Genomic DNA, 24,926 nt, shown 5'->3' on the forward strand with positions numbered 1-24,926 from the left:
TACGAAGGAACATTAGATAGGAGGAAATTCTATGAATATTGTTCTGCGAGAATTACGTGCGTATAGGAAAGCTCTTATTATATGGAGTGTTTGTATAATTATATTTACTGCTATGGCTTTCGCAAAATATGCTGGATTTGCAGCTATGGGTAGTGAAGCCAATGAATTGCTGGAAAGTCTACCAGATTTTATGAAAAATGCCTTTGGTCTAGCTTCATTGAATCTTACGGAAATAAAGGGTTATTATAGTGTGTTATTCATGTATTACGCTTTAATAACTGGTATACATGCAGTAATGTTAGGTGCGACAATAATATCAAAAGAAGCTAGAGATAAAACAGCAGATTTTCTCATGGTAAAACCAATAACAAGAAGTAGTATGATAACAAGTAAAATAATAGTTGGTTTCATAGATGTTCTAATCATTAATATTGTAACAGGGTTAACAATTATGATTTTTGTTGATATAAATAATAAAGGAGAATCCATAACAAGTAGTTTGATTTATAGTATGATTGTATTATTGATTATTCAATGTATATTCTTTAGCCTAGGATTGGTAGTTTCGGCATTTGCAGGAAAAGCTAAGAAAGCGACTACAATATCTACAGGTATAATACTGGTCATGTATTTTTTAGATATTTTTAGAAATATTTCTGATAAGTTGGATTTTGTAAAATATATAACTCCATTCTCATATTTTGACGTTCACAAAGTGTTGAATGGTAATGGTTTCGAAGCATTATATATAGTGTTGTCAATAATTATCATAGTAGTAAGTATCGTTCTTACGTATACTAATTATCAGAAGAAAGATATTTTATAAAAGGAGTGATCATATGAGCGAAACCATAATGTTAGAATCGAAAAAATGGGCTGTTATCGGGGCTACTGATGACCAGGATAAATTTGGCTATAAAATATATAAGAAGTTAAAAGAAAACAACTATACAGTATATCCCATTAGTGTCAAATGTAAAGAGATTGATGGAGATAAGGCTTATCAAGAACTAGCTGATCTACCTGAAAAAGTTGATGTAGTAGATTTTGTAGTTAATCCAAGAATAGGAATGTCAATTATAAAACAATGTAAAGAACTTGGAATAAATAACGTTTGGCTTCAGCCAGGTACTGTCAGCGAAGAAATATTACAGTACGCAAAAAATAATGATATTGAAGCTGTACAAGCGTGTGTACTTGTTGCCCTAGCTTAGAGCAATGAATATAATCATAAAAAATGAGGAAAACTCAAGCTACTTATATTGATAAAAACATATAAAAATGTTAAAATATAATTGATTATAAATAATCTAATAATATAAGATTTAGAGTTTATGTCATTAAGAAACGCCTTAATATTTATTTTAAGTATTATGGCGTTTCTAAAATAATTTAATAAGGGTGATTAATTATATGAGATTCCAAATACGGGAAAAAATTTTTAGTTTTGGAGACGACTTTACTATTAAAGATGAAATGGGGAATGATTTTTTTATAGTGAAGGGTAAAGTTTTCAGCTTAGGTGACAAACTTCAATTATTTGATATGTCTGGAGAAGAACAATTCTATATAGAGCAAAAACTTCTGAGAATGCTGCCAGAGTACACCATTTTCAAAAAAGGCAATCCAGTTGCTTTAGTTAAGAAAAAAATAGCTTTTTTTGGTTCTAAGTTCAATATTGAAAGCGAAAATGGGTATTACGATATAGATGGTAGACCTTTTAATTATAATTTTTCTATAATGAAAAATGGTAATGTTATAGCTACAGTATCCAAGGAGTTTTTTAGTTTTTCTGATACATATGGTGTTGATGTTAATGATGATGAAGATTATGGATTTATAATTGCACTAGTAATAGTAATTGATCAGATAATTCATGATAATAATAATCATTAACAACTATTTGTTTGGAGTATTTCAACGAAATTTTATGCTAATAGAAGGCACCTTACAGGTGTCTTTTAAATAGAAATTTTATTCAAGGAGTATGATATTATGAAAATTATTGACATTGATAATTGGAAAAGGAAAGAACACTATAATTTCTATAAACGACTAGATTACCCACATTATAATATTTGCGCTAATATAGATATAACTAAGTTCTATAAATACATAAAGGAAAATGATCAAAATTTTTTTATATCTACAATATATGCAGTTTCCAAAACTGCTAATGAAATTAAGGAATTCAGGTATAGAATAAGAGGAGATAAGGTTATAGAGCATGATAAAGTTAGAGCTGCTTTTACTATAATGGGAGATGAAGAATTATTTGGTTTTTGTACAGTAGACTACTTTGATGATTTTAATATTTTCAAAGAAAATATTATAATAGAAATGGAAAAAGCCAAAGAAAATATATCATTGAAGGATGATTCTAGCAAAGATGATGTTCTATATCTAACAAGTCTTCCTTGGATTTCATTTACAACAGCTTCACATCCAATTAACATTAATCCGGTAGATAGTATACCAAGAATAGGTTGGGGAAAATTCTTTGAAGAAAATGGTGTGATTAAATTACCTCTATCTGTACAAGTACATCATGCGTTAGCTGATGGGTTTCATGTAGGAAAATATTTTCAACGATTACAAGAAATCATGAATAACCCTGAAGAGTATTTTTGATATGATACTATATAAAGTATAGAAATCGTATATTATGCTATTAATTGAATAGACTCTGTTTAGAGGTAAGGAACTAAACAAAGTCTATTTTACAGAATGTTAGATGTTTTTAATTTTGACTTTCATCTTTCTCAAATGCAATCAAATAATATTTTTCTTTGAATTCCTGTTCTAGTTGAGCAATTTTATCTAGTTCATTATTGGATAAATTAGCTATAGGTACTTGATTTAGATTATTAAAATTATTCACATGTATCATCCCTTTTATTTAATTTACACATTAGTAGTATTTGCAATCGAGGCTTTGATTATACCTTATTCCCTAATACAAATAGATATTTATTATCATGTATTTTACATAGAATAAAGGATATCATAATTAATATAGTTATAAATGATTTGTTGCGAAAATACAATAATGTGGAATAATTTTACATATTATAATACGGAAATAAAAATGATTTTTTGAAATATTTATGATAATATAAATATGTATATAAATAATTAGAAAGTGATGATAATATGAATAAAAAAGTTCTGGCAATTAATAGTAGTAAAAGAAAAAGAAATACTTATGGACTGTTAATTAATATTAAAGAACAATTTAAAAAAAATAATATTGATGTAGATATAATTAATCTACATGACTATAACATAGAATTATGCACAGGATGTGAGTCATGTATCCTAAAAGATAAATGTTTTTTGGACGATGACATGGATATATTAATGGAAAAATTACAAGAATATGATGGAATAATATTAAGTACACCAATCTATCTTAATAATATTAGTGGAAGACTTAAAATGTTTATTGATAGAACATGCAGATGGGTACATAGGCCAGCTCTTGCAGGAATACCAATGATGAATGTAGTAACAACATCTTCTTCAGGCATATCCAACACAGTTAAATATATGGATAATGTAGCTATTCAATGGGGAGCTTTTCCAACGGATAATATAAGCAGGAAAATAACAACCATGAATGAAGAAATAGAACCAAAGGAATATAAAAAATTTGTTGAACATCTTATGATGAAAAAAGAATCTTACAAACCTAGCATACAACAATTAATATATTTTTCTGTATCCAAAGTATTAGCACTTAAAGTTATTAAAAGAGATGCAAAATATTGGGATGAAAAAGGTTGGTTGTCAAGAAACTATTTTTATGATGCTAAGATTAATATATTTAAAAAAGTAATAGCTAATAGATTTTATAATATGCTATATAAAAAAGTCAATAGAGTGGAAGAATAATCAGAATTAATGCAATGAACTTAAGAATTGATTAAAACATTAAAAAATACTGGCTTTATTAAAATGGATACTGTATAATAATAGATAATACAATAATGAAGGGGTGTTCACTAATGCCACAAGTATTGAAAGACGACATTAAGAACAGAATTCTTGATGTAGCTGTAGATATGTTTAAAATATATGGTTATTCTAAAACTTCTATGAAAAGCATTGCAAATGAAGCAAAAGTAGCTGTGGGAAATTTATATAGATATTTTAACAGTAAAGAAGATTTGTATAATGAAATCATAAAAGAATTCGTAGACACTGTTAACAACATCATCAAAGATAATACTCATAATATGGTCAATCTGGAAGATATGGAGGAAGATGTCTATGATATCGTGGGTAAGCTTGAAGACTATCCTAATTATCTAGGTGTATACCCCATGGTCAGCAAGATTTGTTATGAACTAAGTGAGTACATAAATGAAAATAGAGATAAAGCTACTATATTTTTTCAAAGCAGTAAAGAGGTTCCTAGTTCAAGACTTGATCTAATAGAGATAATACAAAAAGTGCTTTATGGAAAGATCAAGAAAGATATGAATAAAACCTATTTAGAGGATGAAGATAAATTATATGCACGCAGCTTGGCAAAAGGTTTTTATGAAACTTTGAGTTATATGGTTATTAACATGGAAGAATCCTTTGATATGGCTGATTTGATGAATAAAGTTGTTAAATTATATTTCTTATAAAATCGTTTAATGAAACAGTTGTGAAAAAAAATAAAATTATTTTTTTTATCATAAAATGAACCATGATTCTCTTTTTAGATGGCAATACTTTAAATAAATATATTTATAGTAGATTGGAGGGAAGGAAATGAAGTTGAAATTAATAATAGTCTGTTTAATTATTATTGTAAGCTTAAGTGGCTGTAGTCTGATTCCAGATAAAATTGCAAAAAGTGAAGAAATAGTAAGAACAGTAGAGGTAAAAGAAGTAAAAAAAGAAATGAATAACATTGTTTTAGATTATTTAGGTACTGTTATAGTTAATGATGAACGAATACTATTTACAGATGTATCAGGAACGATTACCAGGGTAAATGTAGCAATAGGACAAAAAGTAGATAAAGATGAAGAATTATTCATGGTAAAAGAGAATGAAGATAATACACTAACCGTTAAATCTGATGTAGATGGATATGTGAAAGAAATATTTGCAAAATCAAGAACTACGGTACAGGAAGGTGATTCATTAATAAGCCTTAATGTGTATAATCATCGAGCATCTATTGGAATAATCTCAAAAGATATTAAAAAAATTGATATTGGAACAAAAGCAACTATCCTGATTAATGGTGAGGAAACAACGGGTAGAGTCTGTCAAATTAGTCCTTATCCAGATGAATCAAGTAAGACCTTCCCTGCTCAAATAGAGTTGGTAGGTACATACGAAAAAGAGGATTATATAGTAGGAGCGGTAGCAGAGATTGATTTGATAATCGGTCAAGAAGAAGGATTTTATCTTGATATCAATAATGTATTGAATGAAGGAGAGCCGTTTGTTTATCTCATGGGTGATGACAATCGTGCAGTTAAAAAAAATATAACTATAAAAGGATATAGTAAGAATAAGATATTGGTAGACGGTCTTAATGAGGGAGATAAGCTTATCGTATCAGGAACATCCAATCTGAAAGAAGGTCAATTAGTAAAAACTGCTGAAGAAGAGGTGAAATAGTATATGGGTAGAATTATTAGGTATGCCATAAAAGAAAGAAAAACAACTATACTTTTAGCTATTATTTTAATTATTTATGGATTATACAACTATTATTTACTTCCTAAGCAGGAAAACCCGGATACTACTTCTCCCGCAGCGGTTGTTACAGTTACATTTCCCGGTGCATCAGCGAAAGAAGTGGAAGAACAAGTAACTAAGCTTATTGAAGAAGAAGCTATGACTTTAGATGGAATAGACAGTATTGAATCCATTTCTAATAATAATGTATCCATAGTAATCGTTAAACTTAATACTGAAATCGATAGTAGTGAGCAATGGGATAATCTAAGAGAAACCATGTATGGTATGGAAAGCAAGTTACCAATGGGCGCAGATAAACCCGTTGTGGAAACAGATTTAATTGACTCTGCTGGTTTCATAATCAGTTTGTCATCAAAGGAACTTAGTTATGACAAATTATCTGATTATGCTGATGATATTAGAAAAGAACTTATTAAAGTTAGTGGCGTGAAAAAAGTCGTCATAGACGGATTGAAGGAAAAACAAGTTGTCATCGAGGTAGATTACAAATCATTAAACACTTATAATCTATCAATCGAAGATATAAATAATCTCCTTATTTCACAAAATCTAAATATTCCTTCTGGATATGTAGAAACCGATAAAGGAAAAATAACAGTAAGTACCCCAGGGAAATATGAATCACTAAAAGATATAGAAGATTTAATTATTACCATATCTCCTGAAACAGGAGGTATTGTCAGATTAAAAAATATTGCAGAAGTAGGTATAGAAAGAAGAGAAAATGTAAGGCAGTATACTCATGAAGGTGAAGAAGCAATACTTCTCACAGGTTATTTTGAAAAAAATAAAAATATTGTCCATATAGGTAAAGATGTTAAAAACATTATTGATAACTATAAAAATTCATCTGATGAATCTTTAGATATAGATGAAGTCTTGTTCCAACCGGAAGAAGTGGAAAATTCAGTCAATAACTTTATTATTAGTTTGTTAGAAGGTATGTTATTCGTTTTATTAGTTGTGCTTATCGGTGTTGGGATAAGAAATGCTCTTATTGTAGCTACATCTATACCATTGTCGATTTGTATTACTTTCATTGTCATGAAATTGTTGGGGATAGATATTCAGCAGATGTCAATCTCAGGATTAATTGTGGCTTTGGGTATATTGGTGGATAACTCAATTGTCATAAGTGATGCCATACAAGTTAAGTTAAATGAAGGAAATAACAAAAAAGAAGCTGCTTATCTAGGTGCGAGAGAACAATTAGTTCCTGTTCTTACATCTACGCTGACAACCCTTGCAGCATTTGCAGCCATTACTGTACTTCCTGGAGCAGCGGGTGAATTCGTACAAAGTCTTCCACAAGTGGTATTCATATCCCTTACAGCATCTTTCATTGTTGCAATGCTTGTGACACCTGCACTAGCTAGTTTGTTTTTCAAGGAACATAGCCAAGATAAGAAGAATAGGAGAAATATAATAAGAAGATTCTTCAAAGGGTTCCTAAAAGTTGGGTTGAAACATAAAATCACAACTATTGCAATTAGTCTAGGGGTTTTGGGTTTGTCTGTACTAGCTATCTTTACCTTGGAGATAGATCTGTTCCCATATGCGGATAAGGACATCATGTATATAAATATAAAAGGTGAAGTAAAAGGAGATATCAGTAAAACAAAAGAATTAGTTAAAGAAGTGGAAAAAATATTAGCACAAGAAAAGGATATTACTACCTATACCTCTGCAATAGGTGGTTCTATGCCAAAATTCTATATTACCATTAACTCTCTAGCGTCAACCGAGGATACAGGTCAAATCCTTTTCAGGGTTAATCTGAAAGAAACTAAATCACATAAGAATCTAAATGATTTTTCTCAGTATCTACAGAAAAAGCTTGATTCTGTATTGCAAAATGGTATGGCTACAGTAGGAAGATTGGAGTTGACAGAAAGCGGTCCTGATTTCAAGGTAATCATTGCAGGAGAAGATACTGAAAGAATGACAAATATAGCACAAGAAATAGAAAAAGAATTATTGAGCAAAGAGGGAACCATGAACGTAAGAACTAATATACTAAGTAAAGAATATGAATATAAAGTTGATATAGATACCAATATAGCAGCTTCCTATGGATTGACTAAATATGATATTCAAAAACAATTGAATCTGTCATTATATGGTTCTACACCTACCACAGCTAATCTTGGCAACAGGAATTATGAGGTATATCTTAAGAGCAATGCAAAAGATATAAGAGACATCAAAAATCTAGCAATAAAATCTAATATAACAGGTAACAAAGTATTATTGAAACAAGTTGCTAACATACAGTTACAAGAGAACCTTCCAGCTATCAATAGATTGGATGGTGAAGAAGCGATTATAGTACAGTGTGATGTCATATCTGGTTATAGCATTGTTGATATTGGGAATACAGTTGAATCAATGGTTAATAATAAGCTGAACACAGCTGATTTGAATATAAAATATTATGGACAAAAACAGACTATGGATACTTATCTAAATGGACTTGATATAGCTGCTATCTTTTCAATTGCAATAATTTATATTATACTATTATTACAATTCAATTCATTCAAGCAGCCGTTAATAATATTATTGACTGTACCTCTATCACTTATTGGTTCTATCTTGATACTTGTTTTATTAGACATAAAAGTAACATTTACAGTATTATTAGGTATAATCAGTTTGATTGGTATTGTGGTGAATAATGCTATATTATTGATAGAATATATCAATAGAGCTAGGGAAAAAGGAGCATCTTTGATAGAAGCATGTATAGATTCAGTTGATAAGAGATTTAGACCTATCATGTTAAGTACTGTTACAACAGTTATTGGGTTAGTACCACTAGCATTATCCGGTAGTTCTTTCTTTAGTCCTATGGCAATAGCTTTAATGGGTGGACTGATGATATCTACTATATTGACATTAGTGATTATACCAGTTGTATATACTCTAGTAGAGAAAACCAAGAATGATGAGGTCGGTACAAATGAAAAACAGCAAAATTAAATTAGGAATATTTAATTGGTTTGGATATATTATGCCTCCTACTGAACGCGTCAACAAGATAATAGAAGCTGGTTTTGACAGTATTATGTTATGGTGGGATGAAGAATTATTTTCAAAAGAAGGTAAAAAAGATTTGCTGAAAATCTTAGAAATGGATATTAGTATTGAAAATATACACGCACCATACTATGAATGCAATAAGATATGGAGTAATAATGAGGTGGAGCGTAACTATATAATTAATGAATTTATTAAATGTATTCATGATTGCTATACGTATAATATACCTGTAATCGTCATGCATTTGACTCAAGGTGACTATCCACATAAACCTAATATAAATGGACTTAATTCCATAAAAACCATCTTAGATGAAGCTAGAAGGTATGGTATCAGGATTGCTATTGAAAATACAAGGCAAGAAGAATTTTTTGAGTATATCCTAAAGAATATTAAGTCGGATTGGCTAGGAGTGTGTTACGATTCTTCTCATGCTAATTTGTATAGCACCTCTATTTGTGAGGTTTTAAATAAATACGGTAATAGACTTATGGCACTACATTTATCTGATAATGACGGATGTACAGATAGACATTGGCTACCTTATGAGGGCGTTATTGATTGGAATGAGATAATTATTAAGTTGGAAGAAATAGAATATACAGGGAATTTATCGTTTGAAGTTTTTTATGACAAAACAAAAAATCAATATGATCCTGAAAAATTTCTAAAAATGGTACATGATAAGGCTGTTATATTAAGAACTGAACTCGAATATATATTATAGTTGGTTAAAATTAAAGAGGTGATTAATTAACTTTATGACAAATTAATAATAATATGACTTAAGAATATTAATTTTTCATATCAAAACTTAAGATTTTTCTAATTCATTTTTAATTGTTATCGGTACAAAAATATGGTAATATGACATAAGACTAAAAAAATAATCATTATTACCTAGACTATTATGAATGAGGGTTGACCATGAAGAAAGATACAATAGACACTTATATTATGCTTTCTGATACTGGTTCTGTATTGAATAGATTAATCAAGATCTATACCAAAATACCATATAACCATGTATCGGTTGCACTGGACGAAGATTTGAACGAGATGTACAGTTTTGGTAGAAAATTCCCTAGAAACCCTTTAATTGGAGGATTTGTCAGAGAATATATTGACAAAGGAACTTATGCTCGTTTTAAAAATACTACTTGTTTAGTATGCAAAATGGAAATTACAAAAGAGCAATATGATAAATTAATTAAGAATATTAATCACTTTAAAAAACGAAAAAGAAGATATTATTACAATATCTTTGGGATTTTTACAGTGATGTTACATATACCAGTAAAAATTCCATATGGATATGTATGTACACATTTTGTATCACACGTATACGAGAGAAGCGGTGTAAAACTATTTAATAAGAGAAGTACATTAGTCTCTACAGTTGATTTCTATTATTTGAATAAATTTAAATTAAATAAAGTGTATGAAGGAAAATTGTCAGAATTCTGTCACGAAAAAGAATTCCCGCAAGTTATGGTAGGATAAAAAAATATAATTAGATTTGGAAAAAAGTATCTGAAAAATGATTTAGTATAGATATAGAGCTGACCCATAATACATTACATATCTTATTTAGATAGGCTAAAATAGGCTATCTTATAGGTGGATATGGACAAAATAATTTGTTATGAGTCAGCTGATTTTATGTTAAAGGGTAGAAAATTAAATTATTAATCAAATCATAAATCATTTTTGGAATAAAAAAATGTTCTTGACCTATTCTGGGTTTTATGTTTAAATTCAATATAAAGAATTAAGAAGTAAACTACAAGTTATAATATATTGGAAGTTAAGTATGATATCTTTTTTTATTGAAGTGATGTAATCGTTTTCAGGGATTTATCAATAAGTAGAGGAGATATTATAAATGGAAAAAAAATTAATATTAAAGGACATATTCAATAATACAATAGGATTATTTTTATTTGCTACTGGGATATATGTTTTTACTTCTAAGAATCAAATAGCTCCTGGTGGTGTATCCGGGATAGCTACTCTAGTTAATTATCTTACAGGTGTGCCAATAGGATTGACCTCTTTAGTAATCAATGTTCCTTTATTAATTTTAGCATTTGTTTTTTTAGGCAGAAATTTTGTTTTCAAAACACTAATATCAGTAGTCATACTTTCATTTATGTTAGATGTTGGAGTAGTCTGGTTACCGGTTTATCAAGAAAATGCATTGTTAGCTGCTATATTTGGCGGAGTATGTCTTGGGGTAGGATTATCTATAGTTTTCATGACCGAATCTTCAACAGGTGGAGGAGATATACTAGGTAAGCTGATACAGAGAAGACATCCGTACTTATCAATTGGTAAAATACTATTATCAATAGATTTTATAGTGATATCAATGTCAGCCATTGTTTATAAGAATATAGAATCAGCTATGTATGGATTGATTACTATGTTCATTACAACAAAAATAGTAGATGCTTTTTTAGAAGCTTGCGATAAAGGTAAGTTGCTGTTCATTATGAGTAATCAGAGTGATGAGGTTGCTAAGGGTATTACACAGGAGCTAAAGAGAGGGGCAACATTTCTAGATGGCAGAGGAGCATATTCAGGTGAAAATAAAGATGTGTTAATAGTAGCAGTCAAAAAAAGAGAAGTATACAATGCTAAAACACTTATCAAGTATATTGATCCTTCAGCATTCATTGTAGCTACAGAAGCAGGAGAAATAGATGGAGAAGGATTCAAAAGCAGAGCCATATAGATTTTTATACAAAAATATGAAAAAAAAGCTATTGACTTTTAAACTATTGTATATTATTATATGTTTAACAAATGAAAACCATTACATTAAAAACAAATTGTTAGATATTATACTTATAAAACTTCTTAATCTAATAACCATCATAGTTGATTATGACTATATTTTTTTATAACCGATGTAATGGATTACATTACCTTAAAAGAGGTGAAATGATGAACAATATTCAAGATGTAGCTCGTGAAGCAGGTGTTTCAGTAGCAACAGTATCCCGAGTTATCAACCATAACGATAAAGTTTCTACTAATACCAAGAACAAGGTATTAAAAGCTATAGATAAGCTTCAATATACTCCTAATTTATTGGGACGTAATCTTAGGAAAAAAAGGACTTATAAAGTATTAGTGTTAGTACCTACTTTATCAAATGAATTTTATTCTGAGATAGTAAGAGGTGTAGAAGATGTAGCAAACGAAGAAGATTATTATGTTATGGTATGTAGTACCCATTCTAACAAAGAAAAAGAAAAAGCATATTTGAATATGTTTTATAATCACTTAATCGATGGAATTATTTTTACAGCTCCTGAAATGAATGGAGATGCCATGATTGACATAGCTAATAGTTATCCAGTTATTCAATGTAGTGAATACATTAGAAATACAGATGTTTCATGGGTAAGTATTGATAACCATCAAGCATCTATTGATGCAATACAATATCTTATTGATATTGGTCATAAGGAAATTGCCATAATTGGTAGTGAAAACGGCTTTGTGTCGTCTGTAAAAAGGAAACAAGGGTATCTAGATGCGTTGGAACATAATAATATACAGATTAATGAGGATTATATAATCCAATCTGATTATGAATTTCAAGATGGTATAGATGGGTGTAAAAAATTAATGAATCTAACTAAACCACCTACAGCAATATTTTGTGGATCAGATGCAATAGCGGTTGGTGTAATAAGACAACTTACAAAACAGGGCATTGTAGTTGGAAAAGACATGAGTGTCATAGGGTTCGATGATACTAATTTAGCAGCTTATTACAATCCACCGATTACTACAGTTTCTCAGCCAAGATATGAAATGGGTAAAGTTGCAATGGAATTATTACTGAGAAAGATCAATAACATTAATTGCAAAAAAGAGTATATAACCCTAGGTCATAAATTGACAATAAGAGAATCCACGTTAGCAAAATAACGAATAACCTTATACTCATCCATAGGTACTAGAAAGAAGTGATTTAGATGAAATTGGGAATTATTGCAGAACCTTGTGAACAAAGCTTCATAGATGCAAAAAGAAGAAAGCTTGATGTATTGGAATTTTGCTTACATCCTACATTTGGAATTGATAAATCCCTGAAGAAATTAGAAACTATAAAAGGATTAAAATCTTATATTCAAGAATATGGAGTATGCGTGGCTGCTATAAGTGTCTGGGCTACTGATAAAATTGATGAAAAAGGTAATTTGATTGAAGATGAGATTGAATTTGGTTATAAACTAATTGATGCAGCAAGTACTATTGGATGTACTAATGTAGTAACTTCATGTAACTATGTAGAAGGGCTGTCATATTATGAAAACTGTTCAAAGGCAATAGAATACTTTGAGAAATTGATTGAATATGGAAAACCTAAGAAGGTTAAGATATCAACTTATAATTGCAGATGGAATAATTTTGTACATAGTGATATGGCTTGGACTATTATACATGGTCATCTCAAGGATTTAGGGATTAAATATGATCCATCACATGCTGTATATAATGAAGGAAATTACTTGACAGAAATGAAAAAATGGGCACATAGATTTTATCATGTTCATCTAAAGGGCGCGATGAAAATTAATGATAAAAGATTTGATGATCCGCCAATTGGTATGGATGAAATAGACTGGGGTAGATTCATGGCGATATTGTATGCCGCTAAATATGATGATGCTTTATGTCTTGAACCACATTCAGAGAATTGGGAAGGCGAATTAGGACAAAAGGGCATTGATTTTTCTATTAACTATATAAAACCATATATTTTAAATTGATATTTAGCAAAATTGATAGTACGGTCTAATCTTAGACTATAAAAACTATAAACTTATAACTATGGAGGAACTAATAATGAAAAAATTTCACGGTTTTAAAATGTTTACAGTAATTGCATTAGTAATGGCTATGTTAGTATCATTAGCGGGTTGTTCTAATTCTAAGGGTGATGATAAAAAAGAGGATGCAAAAGAAATTAGTAAAGAACAGCAAAAAGACACAAAAAAAGCTTCAAATGTAACGATTGAACTTTTCCAATTTAAATTAGAAATAGCAAAAGCTCTTGATGTAGCGGCAGCAGAGTACATGAAAGAAAATCCAAATGTAAGAATTAATGTTCAATCAATTGGAGAAGGTTACAGCACACAATTAAAAGCAAAGATGCAATCGGGTAAAGAACCTACTATATTTAATGTAGGGGGACCATCAGATGTTAATGATTGGTTATATAAGTTAGAAGAACTCACAGAACAAGAATGGGTACAACATGCAGCAACAGGAACATTGGGCGATGTTACTATAGATGATAAAGTATATGGATTACCATACTCAGTAGAAGGATATGGATTTGTATATAACAAAGCTATGTTTGAAGCAGCTGGAGTTGATCTCACTACTATAAAAGATTTCGCAACTCTTGAAACAGCAGTTAAAACATTAGATGAAAAGATTAAATCAGGCGATTTAAAAGAACAATTCCCTGATCTTGAAGCAGTATTTGAATTACCGGCTAAGGAAACTTGGTTAACTGGATTACATACAACTAATATTGCATTAAGTAAAGAATTCGGTAGTGCATTAAATGCATTCAATGCTGATACAGTTGAGTATAAGTATAGTGACCAACTTAAGAAGATAGTAGATATACAAGCTGATTATTCATCAGATGCAGATAATAAACAAAAGCTTTGTGCAGTAGATAATACTACATCAGTAGAAAATGGTATAGCTATCGGTAGAGTAGCTATGGTTCAACAAGGTAACTGGATATATCCTTCAGTAAGTAGTATTGACCAAGAAATAGCTGAACAATTAGATATTTTACCTATTCCTCTTGAAGGAGTTATAGAAGATAGTATTCCAATAGGTGTACCAATGTATTGGACAGTCAATGTTGATGCTACGGATGAACAAAAAGCAGCAGCAAAAGATTTCTTGAATTGGTTATACCAATCAGAAAGAGGAAAAGAAATTATTGTAAATGAATTCTTCTTCATCCCACCATTCACTAATTATGATGGATTAGAAGCAAAAGACAGCTTAAGTCGTGCAGTACAAAGATATACTAATGCAGGGAAAACAATGCCTTGGGTATTCATGGGTTATCCAAGTGGATGGTGTATGGATATCATGGGAACATCAATTCAAAAATATCTAGCGGGTGTTCAAGAATGGGATGACGCAATTGATTATTGTAAACAACAATGGGAAGAATTGGCTAAAAAAAGAAATGAAAATTAATTAACTAGTATGGGGGATGAAGAAAAATGAGAAATTCCAAAAAAGTATTTTGGCTTTTCCTAGCTCCAAGTGGGATATCATTTTTATTAGTTGTAATTATCCCTATGTTTTTAGGAATATATTATTCTTTCACGGACTGGAATGGTATTAGTGAAAAAATCAATTTCATAGGTTTTCATAATTATATTGAAATATTTACGAAGGATCCAGGATTTCGAGATGCGTTCTTATTCACAGTTAAATACGTTATAGTTGAAGTAATCATTGTTAATGTAGCTGGATTTTTATTAGCATTATTAGTTACTAAGAAATTGCGAGTAAGTAATTTCTTGAAAAGCACATTTTTCTTACCTAACTTAGTAGGAGGGTTATTACTTGGATTCATTTGGCAATTTATATTTACAAAAGGATTTGAAAGCATAGCTGATAACTTAGGATGGGCATTCTTTGATGGATGGTTATCAACTCCTGAGACTGGTTTTTGGGGACTGGTTATTGTATGTTCTTGGCAAAGTATAGGATATATGATGTTGATTTATGTTGCTGGTTTGCAGTCAATACCTCAAGATGTATGGGAAGCTTCGAGTATAGACGGTGCTACTGGACTTAAGAAGTTCAAACATATTACACTACCTCTAATCGTACCAGCTATCACTATAGGTATATTCATGAATATATCAGGTGCATTTAAAGTTTTTGACCAGAACTTGGCACTTACTAATGGAGGACCTCATAATTCAACTCAGATGTTGACACTTAACCTTTATAATACGGCTTATACATATAATGAATTAGGTACGGCGCAAGCGAAAGCAATTATATTCCTTGTTATTGTAGGAATCATTACTTTTACACAACTTTACTTTACTAAAAAGAAAGAGGTGGAAATGTAATGGCTAATAAAAAAATGAATAAAAAGCAGAAGAAGAATATATTAATAAGCATTTTTGGAGTTATATTAGCACTTATATACATATCACCATTTTATATGCTGTTAAGTAATTCCTTCAAAACATCGAAAGGTATATTCAAAGAAATATTCGCATTACCTTTTGGAGAATATTTTACATTGAAAAACTATGTAAATGCATTTATTGAAATGGACTTTTTAAGGAGTTTTACTAATTCATTGTTTATAACTATTGTAGGAACAACATTGATTGTTATCACTTCAGCAATGGCTGCATGGGTATTGGTTAGAAGAAAATCGAAAGTCAGTACTTTAATATTTTTTGTTTATGCTGGTGCAGTACTTATTCCGTTTCAATGTGTCATGTTACCTTTAGTAAAATTTATGGGAAAACTAAACATGCTTAATATACCAGGTTTGATAGTAATGTATATTGGATTTGGTTCTAGTATGGCAATCATGTTTTTCCATGGATTCATAAAAAATGTTCCCATAGCACTTGAAGAAGCAGCTATAATAGATGGATGTGGACCTTTCAGAGTGTTTTGGAGAATTGTATTACCATTAATGAAACCAATAGTATTCACGATAGTCATATTAGATGTCATGTGGTTATGGAATGATTTCTTATTACCTTCACTAATAATTAATCAACCTGGAATGCATACTATCCCATTAAAAACTTACTACTTCTTTGGAAAATACACGAAAAAATGGGATCTGGCAACAGCTGCATTAGTAATCAGTATCATACCTATAATGATATTCTATGCATTCGCACAAAAACGTGTAATTAATGGTATAACAGAAGGTGCTGTTAAATAAGCTAGTTACAATTTAATATTATATTATTATAAATAATTCCTCTAATAGCTCAAGGCTGGTTCAGTCTTGGGCTGTTTTAATAATTGAATCAGGTAACAATGAAACAAGTAAAAATATTGCCCCTATAATCTATTTTTTAGGGTTTTATTATGATAATGAAGTTGCTATGATTTAGTTATTATAATAAAATGAGGTGCTAGATTATGAGGATAGTTGAGATTAATGAAGCTGAGGCAATTTTTGAACCTTTTTGGGAGGGTGGTACAAGTGAACATACCAATCCACATGAAAAATATCGTGTGCTAGATGAGTATGAAATAGAGTATAGTGAAAAAACTATAGGACGAATAAGTCAAGGATGGGCTTTTGCCAGCATAAATATTGATAAAGCCCCAATAAATACAGTGGCTATGTCTATGTCAAGAGAATGTGAACTTGATATTAATACATATGATACATTTAAAATTTTTGCATCAATACCAGAAGAATTATTGTTGGATGTTTATATAACTATTGATGGTAAATACAAGAAGATAGGTGACAAGATAAAAGGTCATGGAATTACAGGAGAATATGACTTATCAATAACAGGAAATAAAATAACAACCATCAGAATTGATTTCATAGCAACCAAAGATTATATAACAGCTAATATTGCATGGTTGGGGCTTGCCAATTCTAAGAGAGTAGAATTCATGGAGAGCCGTAAAAGTCATTATGACAGCGAATGGACAGGACTTTTCAAAGAAAAAGGTCAAGTTGATTTTAATGCGGAAATAGAGATATTATTTGACAATGAAGACCTAGACACTCTAAGGGATAAGTTTAAAAAAGAACCTTTCAAATCAGCTTATGAGGGTATGGTAGAGTTAGCCAAAGAGTATATGGAAAAAGAACCAGAAAAATTAATTGGAACATATGTACCTAAACCAGATAGACGCTGGTGTCGTGATAGAAATATGGACAAGCCTGCTCTAGACACTATAATGGAAAAATTAGCTTTTGTTGGATTAATTGAAAGAGACTATGAAATGTTGAGAATGGCTTGTAGATGCGCATTATCCGTAGCTCATTGTACATATTGGTGTGAAAGTATTATGGGGGTATTCCCAGGAGCTATGTGGCATCATAGAAGTTTTACAGAAGAGATATATTGCAAAAGCTGTGGTTATGTTCTTGATTGGGCTGGTTCTCTACTTACTCCTTATGGTAAGCAGATAATAAGAGATGCTATTACAATGAAGGGATTACCTAGATTAGAAGCAGATTTCAAATGCGTGGATTATATTAGACAGATGAATCAAGGTATTGTATTCAGTGGAGGTAGAGTAACTGGATTATTAGGCTTGGTACATAGATTTCCAAGATATCATTCTAATATTCTTGAAGCAGAACAAGATATTATCGAAATGATTGATAACTATGTAAAAGAAGATGGTGGAACATTGGAAGGACCACATTATTGGCAGTATACATTTTCCAATGTAATACCATCTTTATATGCTTTGGCAAGATATAAAAAACAACCTTTCTCAATATATAAAGACATACTATCAAAGACTGGCAAGTTCATATTATCACACTTATCTCAACAAGATGATGGTACAGTACTTTTGCCTATTAATGATGCTCATCCAGGTGTTCACCTAAAAGCTAATATAGCCTATAGTTTCTATGAGTTAACTGGTAATGGAGTATGGTTACTACTCTATACCAAATTGCTAGAAAAAGGTTATGTAAGTGATGATGTATTTACATTAGTGGCATCTCCATTAGTTGAGAAAATAGAAGGAGATACTATAGTTGAACAAGGAATCTTTGAAGTCACTGGACAAGTGGATATTAATAGACAAGGAAAAGATATTAGTAAAGCTCATCTACATTATTGTAGCGGTGAACTATATGTAGGGCATTCTCACCAAGATAAAGGCAGTATAATATTAGAAGCAGAAGGTATTACTTTATGTCCAGATTGCGGTGCTGGATATTATCATGATGCTAATCTAAGTAATTTATGTTGTGCTAATAACCATAGCTTGTTCATGCCTGTATTTGATAATGGGAAGCTAGCCCGTCAACCAATGGAATGTTATGGCGGGAAGATTATCATGGCAAAAAAAGAAGGGGATTATGTAACCATAGCCAGTGATGAAACACAGGCATGGGAAATAGGATTAATGAAACAATCTACGAGAAAAATATATTCTCCATGTGCAGAGGTATATATTGTAGTTGATGATGTTGAATTATATGAAGAACATAAAATGAAATTCTTATTGAACTCTTATGCTGACTATAAAGAACAGGAAAAAGGCAGATTCACTGCTGACTTTGATAAATGCATTATGAATGTAATACCATTGAATTGGAAATACCAAGATAGTAATGTGAGACATATTCAAGACGGAGAGAAACAAGATGTTTTCCAATTGGAATTGACAACAAAAAAAGCTGACAAACACTTTAATGTAACTGCAGTCATGTTAGAAAGAAATGATGAATTCAAAGTGAAACATGTTGATAATAATATTGAGGTTACAAGTAATAATTATAATATATCTATCACCATTAATGATAATCTCATTGATGTAAAAGCACAATAATGAAAGACTGTAAAATGTAATATGAAAAAAAGACTAAAACTTGCTAAACCCTCACATCATAAGTGTAAGGGTTTAGTAAGTTTTTTTATGCTATATTTCTTGTTGGTAACATATGATACAGCTAAAATAATAAATAATAGTATAATAGAAAATAAGTAAAATGATAAAGTGAAATTATTAATTAACCATATAGACTGAAAGGAATGATACTATGACAACATATTTTAATGTGAATGACTCGTTATATGATATTACAGAACGTTATCCAGAGACCATAGATTTATTTGAATCAATTGGATTTCCAGGTATGAAAGATGAAAACAAAAGAAAACTAATAGGAAAAACAATTACTCTAGAAACTGCGTTAAAATTGAAAAAAATAAATTCAGAAGTTTTTACTGAAAACCTTGAGGATGCTATTAATCATAATAAAGCTATAAATGATGAAACTGATAAAGTCACTAGTAATGATGCTGATATAAAAATTGAAGGTATATTACCTTGTCCTGTTAGAATACCGCTTATGGAATCATTCACTAAATGGATGGAAAGTACTGGCAATAATCTAGGTACTAAGATAGAGTACGAATTAAAAGCAGCATCAATGGGAGTAGATTGGTTAAAAGAATCATTAGAGAAAACTGAAAATCCAGATGTTTTATCTGATATATTCATATCAGCAGGTTTTGATTTGTTTTTTGATAAAAAATTAATTGGTAAATGGGCATCAAAAGGTGTATTTGAAGATATAACAAAAATGGAGCATTATAATCAGGAATTTGATAATGAAGAAATATGTCTGAAAGACCCTAATAGGAATTATTCTATAATGGGGGTAGTGCCAGCAGTGTTTTTAATAAATACCCAAGAGTTGAATGGTAGAAATATGCCAAAATCATGGGAAGATATATTACAACCAGAATTTGAAAATAGTGTAAGTCTACCAATCGGTGATTTTGATTTATTTAATGCAATATTATTGAATATTCATCAAAAATATGGTGAAGAAGGGTTAAGAAGATTAGGGAAATGTTTATCTACAGGTATGCATCCATCTGAGATGGTAAAATCTCATAGAAAACAGCAGAAACCAGTTGTTACTATCATGCCTTACTTTTTTACTAAAATGATTAAGAAGAATGATCCAATGAAACCTGTATGGCCTTCAGATGGAGCTATAATAAGTCCTATATTCTTACTATCCAAAAAGAGTAAAAAAGATAAATTACAACCAGTAGTTGATTTCTTTGCTTCAAAAGAAGTAGGAGAAATATTATCTCATAACGGAAAGTTTCCTAGTGTTAATCCAGAAGTGGATAATATGATATCAAAAGAGCATAAATATATGTGGTTAGGTTGGGATTACATCTACAATAAGGATATGGGTGAATTAATTAACAGATGTGAGAGAATTTTTAATGAAACTATAGACGTTTAATATAGAGAGAAAGGTGATAAAATGAATCTAGTTACTATTTCAGGACCTCCATCTTCTGGAAAGACATCGGTAATTCTTAAAACCATTGGTGCTCTTAAAAAAAGAGGATTATCAGTAGGTGTAGTTAAGTTTGACTGTCTCTATACAGACGATGATATATTATATAAAAAAGCGGGAATACCTGTTAAGAAAGGTTTATCGGGTTCCCTTTGTCCTGACCATTACTTTGTTAGTAACATTGAAGAAGTTGTTCAGTGGGGAATAAAAGAAAATTTGGATCTATTGATTACTGAGAGTGCAGGTCTTTGTAACCGTTGTTCTCCCTATATTAAGGATATCAAAGCTATTTGTGTAATTGATAACCTTAGTGGGATAAATACACCTAAGAAAATTGGACCTATGTTGAAATCAGCTGATATTGTTGTAATAACAAAAGGTGATATCGTGTCACAAGCAGAGAGGGAAGTGTTCTCTTCGAGAGTTAATTCTGTTAATCCAAAAGCTGTTACAATGCATATCAATGGATTAACTGGACAAGGGGCATTTGAATTAAGTACTCTATTATATGATGAAGAAACCAATACAACTACCGTTAAAGGTAAAAAATTAAGATTCTCAATGCCATCAGCACTTTGTTCATATTGTTTAGGGGAAACAAGAATTGGCAATGACTATCAAATGGGTAATGTAAGAAAAATGAAATTAGGTGATGACGATGATAAATAGAGATAAACTTGGCATATTAACGATTAATGAAATAGAAAATAAATATCCATTTATTATATCTTTTTTCGCTGATAATAAATTAGAGGTTGATGATTATAAAGATAAAACCTTCATTAGTTTTTTGGAACATTTTACAGAAGAAGAAAGAGAAGAATGGGCTATTGATACAACAAAATTGACTGAAGATATTATCATATATATCAACACAATGCTGGAGTTCTTAGGTATAAAAGAAGAAAAACCAGTTGATTCATTGACAATTATAGCTGGACATGATAAATCAGGACAAAAAGAGAATTTTGACAATATCACTATCAGAAAAAGTGAAATCATATCTATTGTTGGTCCAACGGGTTCAGGTAAAAGTAGATTATTAGCTGATATAGAATGGACAGCTAATGAAGATACTCCAACAGGTCGAGCTATCCTAATTAATAGTGAAAAACCAGATAAGAAATGGAGGTTTTCATCTGGGAATAAATTAGTGGCACAGCTATCTCAAAACATGAATTTTGTTATGGATTTGACTGTCAGTGAATTCCTTGAACTTCATGCAAAAAGTCGTATGGTTGAAAATGAAAAAGAAGTAATAAAGAAGATTATAGAAGCCGCTAATAATCTAGCAGGAGAAGCATTTGACCTTAATACTCCTATCACCAGCCTAAGTGGTGGACAATCTAGAGCTTTAATGATAGCGGATACAGCTATTCTAAGCACATCCCCCATTGTTTTGATAGATGAAATTGAAAATGCTGGTATTGATAGAAAGAAAGCACTTAATCTTCTGGTCAGCAAAGAAAAGATTGTATTAATGGCTACTCATGATCCAAGTTTAGCACTTATGGCTGATAAGAGAATAGTTATAAGAAATGGTGGAATCCATAAGGTTATTGAAACGGGAAAAGAAGAAAAAGCTATGCTTGTAGAATTAGAAAAGATGGATAATGTAATTAAAGAATTAAGAACGTCTCTGAGAAAAGGGGAAATAATTAATTATAGAGAAGATATAAACAATGTGAATGTTTATGAAAGTATCCATTAATATGATAATGATAGGGCTGTTTTACAATGGGTTTTAAGACTATCTAATGATTTGATAGCTGTTAAAATTTATTGTGGGACAGCCAGTTCTTAAAATTTTTTTATGAAATATTAATGAAATTAAGGGTTTTTTAATGTTTATCTTATTGCATACGTGCCTTGATTTAATGTATAATTGAAGAAATGTATTATTTTAACAACATAGAACAAGCTATTTACGCAGGAGGAAATTTTTTATATGGATATTATTGAGATATTTAAAGCATTGATCATCGGCATTGTAGAGGGAGTTACAGAATGGTTGCCGATAAGTAGTACAGGTCATATGATTCTAGTTGATGAATTTCTACAATTGAATATGTCGGAAGCTTTTAAAGAAATGTTTTTCGTCGTTATTCAACTAGGTGCAATTATGGCAGTGGTAGTTATTTATTGGAATAAGATTTTTCCATTTTCATTTAAACAAAAAGAGTTCATTAAAAAAGATACTATTCTATTATGGGTGAAGATCATTATTGCATGTATTCCTGCAGGAGTTATCGGTATATTATTTGACGATAAAATGGATGAATTATTCTATAACTATCAGACGGTTACTATAACATTGATATTATATGGTATTTTATTTATCATAATAGAGAAATGGAATAAAGGTAGATCGTGTAAAGTTGATAATATATCAGAGCTTACTTATCAGACAGCACTTATTATAGGGTTGTTTCAAGTATTGTCTCTAATTCCTGGAACTTCACGTTCTGGAGTAACTATATTAGGAGCAATACTTATAGGAACATCAAGAACTGTAGCAGCTGAATTCACATTTTTCTTAGCTATGCCTGTTATGTTTGGCGCCAGCTTACTTAAAATTTTAAAATTTGGTTTTGCATTTACAAGTCTAGAATTATTGGTTCTTCTAACTGGAATGATAGTAGCTTTTGTAGTTTCAATAATAGCTATAAAATTCTTGGTAGGATATATTAAAAAACATGACTTCAAAGTCTTTGGTTGGTACAGAATAGCATTGGGAATCGTTGTAATCCTATATTTTACAATATTTAAATAAAAATAGCATCATAAGAGAATGTGATAATATATATGATAAAAGAGACAGAGAAATATTTATTAGATATACTAAAGGGTTAAGTATTAAAGAATTAGCTGATATATATTTTCTTTCAGAAAAGAGTATTAGAAGAATAGTAAGAAAAGAAAAATTACTAAAATAATATGTTAAAAATTATTTGAAAGGCTATATCGATTGATATTAGCCTTTTTATTGCTTATTCTCATCTTCCATTCAGAACCATTCATTAGATTAATATCTAGATTGATTAATGGTAAAATATAAATATCTCCCAAATAATATAATGTATAAATATTATAAGAAAGAAGGTATTTAATTTGAAAATTGAATTTAGAAAACCTAATGAAAAAGATGCAAAAGAGATTGTAGACTGGAAATATGAAGGAATATATTCGTTCTATAATAATGATAAAACAGAAGCAAAAAAGCAATGGGCGAGTAATATACATAATGAGAAAGATACATATGTTATATATAATCAGAAAAAGCAATTGATTGGCAATTGTTGTTTCAATTTTGATGAGGATAGTATAACTTTTGGAGTTCAGATGCGACCAGATATGACTGGGAAAGGATTAGGGACTGAAATAGTAACCCAAATACTTGACTTTGGAAGAGAAAGATATCATTTCAAGGAAATAGAATTACTTGTTGCTAAGTTCAATAAAAGGGCAATAAGAATATATGAAAAATTAGGATTCAATGTTATTGATGAGTTCATATGGAATGTAAATGATGAAGAAAAAGAATTTATAGCAATGAATAGACAATTTTGACCTATCTAACTTTTGCTAACATGATGAATCGGGAAAAACTTGAGTTAATATGATTTAAAAACATAGGCTGAACATGTAATCCTGAGTTTGACACTTTGAAAAAATAAAACCTTGTAAACCCTTATAAATAGAGGAATACAAGGTTTTTGTTAGGGTGTAAAAAGTGCGCGTTTTTTTATTTTTTAGATTCTTTTAAAATTTTTTTCATTTCTTTTAGTCAAGATACTATTTCATTACATGTATATTTAGTATCTAGTTTCTTTTCTATTAATCTATATATTGCAAGAACCATAAAACAACTAGATTGATTTACGGTAGAATTCTTTTTCCTTCTTCAAAACTTTCTACTTTCAAACTCTCTTCAAAGTTTATTGAACAGCCTGTTTTTGATGTTCATCATATATATAGAGCTCTGCAAGTTATTGCTAAAGAATCTGATTTAATTCAATCAACTTTATATAATAATAGCTTGAAAATTTCGAAACGAAATACTAATATCCTTTATTATGACTGTACT

General features: G+C 30.2%; 23 protein-coding genes and 1 pseudogene. 23 read left to right on the plus strand and 1 reads right to left on the minus strand.

Annotated elements, in window-relative coordinates; translation table 11 throughout:
- Window positions 1–31: 31 nt before the first annotated feature.
- The 4 genes from ACX6CF_RS00965 to ACX6CF_RS00980 all read left to right on the plus strand — a co-directional run bounded on the left by ACX6CF_RS00965 (window position 32) and on the right by ACX6CF_RS00980 (window position 2,631).
- The gene (locus ACX6CF_RS00965; RefSeq protein WP_458783418.1) at window positions 32–826 is read left to right on the plus strand and encodes an ABC transporter permease subunit; all 795 of its coding nucleotides are present in this window, start codon (window positions 32–34) and stop codon (window positions 824–826) included.
- Window positions 827–839: 13 nt separating this feature from the next.
- Window positions 840–1,214, plus strand: a complete 375-nt coding sequence (locus ACX6CF_RS00970; protein ID WP_458783419.1) for a CoA-binding protein — start codon at window positions 840–842, stop codon at window positions 1,212–1,214.
- Window positions 1,215–1,413: 199 nt separating this feature from the next.
- Window positions 1,414–1,896 (plus strand): LURP-one-related/scramblase family protein, encoded by a 483-nt coding sequence (locus tag ACX6CF_RS00975; RefSeq protein ID WP_458783420.1) that lies wholly within the window; start codon window positions 1,414–1,416, stop codon window positions 1,894–1,896.
- A gap of 99 nt (window positions 1,897–1,995) precedes the next feature.
- Window positions 1,996–2,631 (plus strand): CatA-like O-acetyltransferase, encoded by a 636-nt coding sequence (locus ACX6CF_RS00980; protein ID WP_458783421.1) that lies wholly within the window; start codon window positions 1,996–1,998, stop codon window positions 2,629–2,631.
- Between the two features lie 109 nt (window positions 2,632–2,740).
- On the opposite strand, the gene ACX6CF_RS00985 is transcribed toward ACX6CF_RS00980, so the two are convergent.
- Window positions 2,741–2,881 (minus strand): hypothetical protein, encoded by a 141-nt coding sequence (locus ACX6CF_RS00985; protein WP_458783422.1) that lies wholly within the window; start codon window positions 2,879–2,881, stop codon window positions 2,741–2,743.
- Between the two features lie 272 nt (window positions 2,882–3,153).
- Here ACX6CF_RS00985 and ACX6CF_RS00990 point away from each other — a divergent pair, with 272 nt between their 5' ends.
- The 19 genes and pseudogenes from ACX6CF_RS00990 to ACX6CF_RS01080 form a co-directional block, all read left to right on the plus strand.
- Window positions 3,154–3,894 (plus strand): flavodoxin family protein, encoded by a 741-nt coding sequence (locus ACX6CF_RS00990; RefSeq protein WP_458783423.1) that lies wholly within the window; start codon window positions 3,154–3,156, stop codon window positions 3,892–3,894.
- A 113-nt stretch (window positions 3,895–4,007) separates the two neighbouring features.
- Complete coding sequence (locus tag ACX6CF_RS00995; protein WP_458783424.1) at window positions 4,008–4,637, plus strand: TetR/AcrR family transcriptional regulator; 630 nt, start codon at window positions 4,008–4,010, stop codon at window positions 4,635–4,637.
- A 127-nt stretch (window positions 4,638–4,764) separates the two neighbouring features.
- Window positions 4,765–5,628 carry an efflux RND transporter periplasmic adaptor subunit gene (locus tag ACX6CF_RS01000; RefSeq protein WP_458783425.1) on the plus strand — a complete coding sequence of 288 codons (864 nt, stop codon included), beginning with the start codon at window positions 4,765–4,767 and terminating at the stop codon, window positions 5,626–5,628.
- Between the two features lie 3 nt (window positions 5,629–5,631).
- Complete coding sequence (locus ACX6CF_RS01005; RefSeq protein ID WP_458783426.1) at window positions 5,632–8,694, plus strand: efflux RND transporter permease subunit; 3,063 nt, start codon at window positions 5,632–5,634, stop codon at window positions 8,692–8,694.
- A complete protein-coding gene (locus ACX6CF_RS01010) occupies window positions 8,675–9,481 on the plus strand; it encodes a sugar phosphate isomerase/epimerase family protein (RefSeq protein ID WP_458783427.1) in 807 nt (268 codons plus the stop codon). The genes ACX6CF_RS01005 and ACX6CF_RS01010 overlap by 20 nt, the downstream gene beginning before the upstream one ends.
- Before the next feature lie 200 nt (window positions 9,482–9,681).
- On the plus strand, window positions 9,682–10,257 hold the full coding sequence (locus tag ACX6CF_RS01015) for a hypothetical protein (protein ID WP_458783428.1): 576 nt from the start codon (window positions 9,682–9,684) through the stop codon (window positions 10,255–10,257).
- Between the two features lie 382 nt (window positions 10,258–10,639).
- Window positions 10,640–11,491, plus strand: a complete 852-nt coding sequence (locus ACX6CF_RS01020; RefSeq protein WP_458783429.1) for a YitT family protein — start codon at window positions 10,640–10,642, stop codon at window positions 11,489–11,491.
- A gap of 212 nt (window positions 11,492–11,703) precedes the next feature.
- Window positions 11,704–12,699, plus strand: coding sequence for a LacI family DNA-binding transcriptional regulator (locus ACX6CF_RS01025; protein ID WP_458783430.1), 996 nt, complete (start codon window positions 11,704–11,706; stop codon window positions 12,697–12,699).
- A 47-nt stretch (window positions 12,700–12,746) separates the two neighbouring features.
- Window positions 12,747–13,544, plus strand: a complete 798-nt coding sequence (locus ACX6CF_RS01030) for a sugar phosphate isomerase/epimerase family protein (protein ID WP_458783431.1) — start codon at window positions 12,747–12,749, stop codon at window positions 13,542–13,544.
- Between the two features lie 76 nt (window positions 13,545–13,620).
- Complete coding sequence (locus ACX6CF_RS01035) at window positions 13,621–15,006, plus strand: ABC transporter substrate-binding protein (protein WP_458783432.1); 1,386 nt, start codon at window positions 13,621–13,623, stop codon at window positions 15,004–15,006.
- Between the two features lie 26 nt (window positions 15,007–15,032).
- Window positions 15,033–15,899 (plus strand): carbohydrate ABC transporter permease, encoded by an 867-nt coding sequence (locus ACX6CF_RS01040; protein WP_458783433.1) that lies wholly within the window; start codon window positions 15,033–15,035, stop codon window positions 15,897–15,899.
- The gene (locus ACX6CF_RS01045; protein ID WP_458783434.1) at window positions 15,899–16,741 is read left to right on the plus strand and encodes a carbohydrate ABC transporter permease; all 843 of its coding nucleotides are present in this window, start codon (window positions 15,899–15,901) and stop codon (window positions 16,739–16,741) included. The genes ACX6CF_RS01040 and ACX6CF_RS01045 overlap by 1 nt, the downstream gene beginning before the upstream one ends.
- Before the next feature lie 203 nt (window positions 16,742–16,944).
- Window positions 16,945–19,344 (plus strand): hypothetical protein, encoded by a 2,400-nt coding sequence (locus ACX6CF_RS01050; RefSeq protein ID WP_458783435.1) that lies wholly within the window; start codon window positions 16,945–16,947, stop codon window positions 19,342–19,344.
- 211 nt (window positions 19,345–19,555) lie between these two features.
- Window positions 19,556–20,782 carry an ABC transporter substrate-binding protein gene (locus ACX6CF_RS01055; protein ID WP_458783436.1) on the plus strand — a complete coding sequence of 409 codons (1,227 nt, stop codon included), beginning with the start codon at window positions 19,556–19,558 and terminating at the stop codon, window positions 20,780–20,782.
- A 21-nt stretch (window positions 20,783–20,803) separates the two neighbouring features.
- Window positions 20,804–21,508 carry a GTP-binding protein gene (locus tag ACX6CF_RS01060; protein WP_458783437.1) on the plus strand — a complete coding sequence of 235 codons (705 nt, stop codon included), beginning with the start codon at window positions 20,804–20,806 and terminating at the stop codon, window positions 21,506–21,508.
- Window positions 21,498–22,550: an ATP-binding cassette domain-containing protein gene (locus ACX6CF_RS01065; RefSeq protein ID WP_458783438.1), complete on the plus strand. Its 1,053-nt coding sequence runs from the start codon at window positions 21,498–21,500 to the stop codon at window positions 22,548–22,550. The genes ACX6CF_RS01060 and ACX6CF_RS01065 overlap by 11 nt, the downstream gene beginning before the upstream one ends.
- Before the next feature lie 237 nt (window positions 22,551–22,787).
- A complete protein-coding gene (locus ACX6CF_RS01070) occupies window positions 22,788–23,612 on the plus strand; it encodes an undecaprenyl-diphosphate phosphatase (protein ID WP_458783439.1) in 825 nt (274 codons plus the stop codon).
- A gap of 338 nt (window positions 23,613–23,950) precedes the next feature.
- Window positions 23,951–24,409, plus strand: coding sequence for a GNAT family N-acetyltransferase (locus tag ACX6CF_RS01075; protein ID WP_458783440.1), 459 nt, complete (start codon window positions 23,951–23,953; stop codon window positions 24,407–24,409).
- Between the two features lie 298 nt (window positions 24,410–24,707).
- Window positions 24,708–24,926, plus strand: a pseudogene (locus ACX6CF_RS01080) (IS1634 family transposase); the annotation flags it as partial.

The organism is Vallitalea sediminicola (genome assembly GCF_054408565.1).

What these genes read in the sequence shown, in the direction of transcription:
- ACX6CF_RS00970 (WP_458783419.1), top strand. Translation starts at nt 840, where the DNA reads ATGAGCGAAACCATAATGTTAGAATCGAAAAAATGGGCTGTTATCGGG.
- ACX6CF_RS01050 (WP_458783435.1), top strand. Translation starts at nt 16,945, where the DNA reads ATGAGGATAGTTGAGATTAATGAAGCTGAGGCAATTTTTGAACCTTTT.
- ACX6CF_RS01055 (WP_458783436.1), top strand. Translation starts at nt 19,556, where the DNA reads ATGACAACATATTTTAATGTGAATGACTCGTTATATGATATTACAGAA.
- ACX6CF_RS01020 (WP_458783429.1), top strand. Translation starts at nt 10,640, where the DNA reads ATGGAAAAAAAATTAATATTAAAGGACATATTCAATAATACAATAGGA.
- ACX6CF_RS01045 (WP_458783434.1), top strand. Translation starts at nt 15,899, where the DNA reads ATGGCTAATAAAAAAATGAATAAAAAGCAGAAGAAGAATATATTAATA.
- ACX6CF_RS01060 (WP_458783437.1), top strand. Translation starts at nt 20,804, where the DNA reads ATGAATCTAGTTACTATTTCAGGACCTCCATCTTCTGGAAAGACATCG.
- ACX6CF_RS00995 (WP_458783424.1), top strand. Translation starts at nt 4,008, where the DNA reads ATGCCACAAGTATTGAAAGACGACATTAAGAACAGAATTCTTGATGTA.
- ACX6CF_RS01040 (WP_458783433.1), top strand. Translation starts at nt 15,033, where the DNA reads ATGAGAAATTCCAAAAAAGTATTTTGGCTTTTCCTAGCTCCAAGTGGG.
- ACX6CF_RS00965 (WP_458783418.1), top strand. Translation starts at nt 32, where the DNA reads ATGAATATTGTTCTGCGAGAATTACGTGCGTATAGGAAAGCTCTTATT.
- ACX6CF_RS01015 (WP_458783428.1), top strand. Translation starts at nt 9,682, where the DNA reads ATGAAGAAAGATACAATAGACACTTATATTATGCTTTCTGATACTGGT.
- ACX6CF_RS00990 (WP_458783423.1), top strand. Translation starts at nt 3,154, where the DNA reads ATGAATAAAAAAGTTCTGGCAATTAATAGTAGTAAAAGAAAAAGAAAT.
- ACX6CF_RS01035 (WP_458783432.1), top strand. Translation starts at nt 13,621, where the DNA reads ATGAAAAAATTTCACGGTTTTAAAATGTTTACAGTAATTGCATTAGTA.
- ACX6CF_RS00980 (WP_458783421.1), top strand. Translation starts at nt 1,996, where the DNA reads ATGAAAATTATTGACATTGATAATTGGAAAAGGAAAGAACACTATAAT.
- ACX6CF_RS01000 (WP_458783425.1), top strand. Translation starts at nt 4,765, where the DNA reads ATGAAGTTGAAATTAATAATAGTCTGTTTAATTATTATTGTAAGCTTA.
- ACX6CF_RS01030 (WP_458783431.1), top strand. Translation starts at nt 12,747, where the DNA reads ATGAAATTGGGAATTATTGCAGAACCTTGTGAACAAAGCTTCATAGAT.
- ACX6CF_RS01065 (WP_458783438.1), top strand. Translation starts at nt 21,498, where the DNA reads ATGATAAATAGAGATAAACTTGGCATATTAACGATTAATGAAATAGAA.
- ACX6CF_RS01025 (WP_458783430.1), top strand. Translation starts at nt 11,704, where the DNA reads ATGAACAATATTCAAGATGTAGCTCGTGAAGCAGGTGTTTCAGTAGCA.
- ACX6CF_RS00975 (WP_458783420.1), top strand. Translation starts at nt 1,414, where the DNA reads ATGAGATTCCAAATACGGGAAAAAATTTTTAGTTTTGGAGACGACTTT.
- ACX6CF_RS01005 (WP_458783426.1), top strand. Translation starts at nt 5,632, where the DNA reads ATGGGTAGAATTATTAGGTATGCCATAAAAGAAAGAAAAACAACTATA.
- ACX6CF_RS01010 (WP_458783427.1), top strand. Translation starts at nt 8,675, where the DNA reads ATGAAAAACAGCAAAATTAAATTAGGAATATTTAATTGGTTTGGATAT.
- ACX6CF_RS01070 (WP_458783439.1), top strand. Translation starts at nt 22,788, where the DNA reads ATGGATATTATTGAGATATTTAAAGCATTGATCATCGGCATTGTAGAG.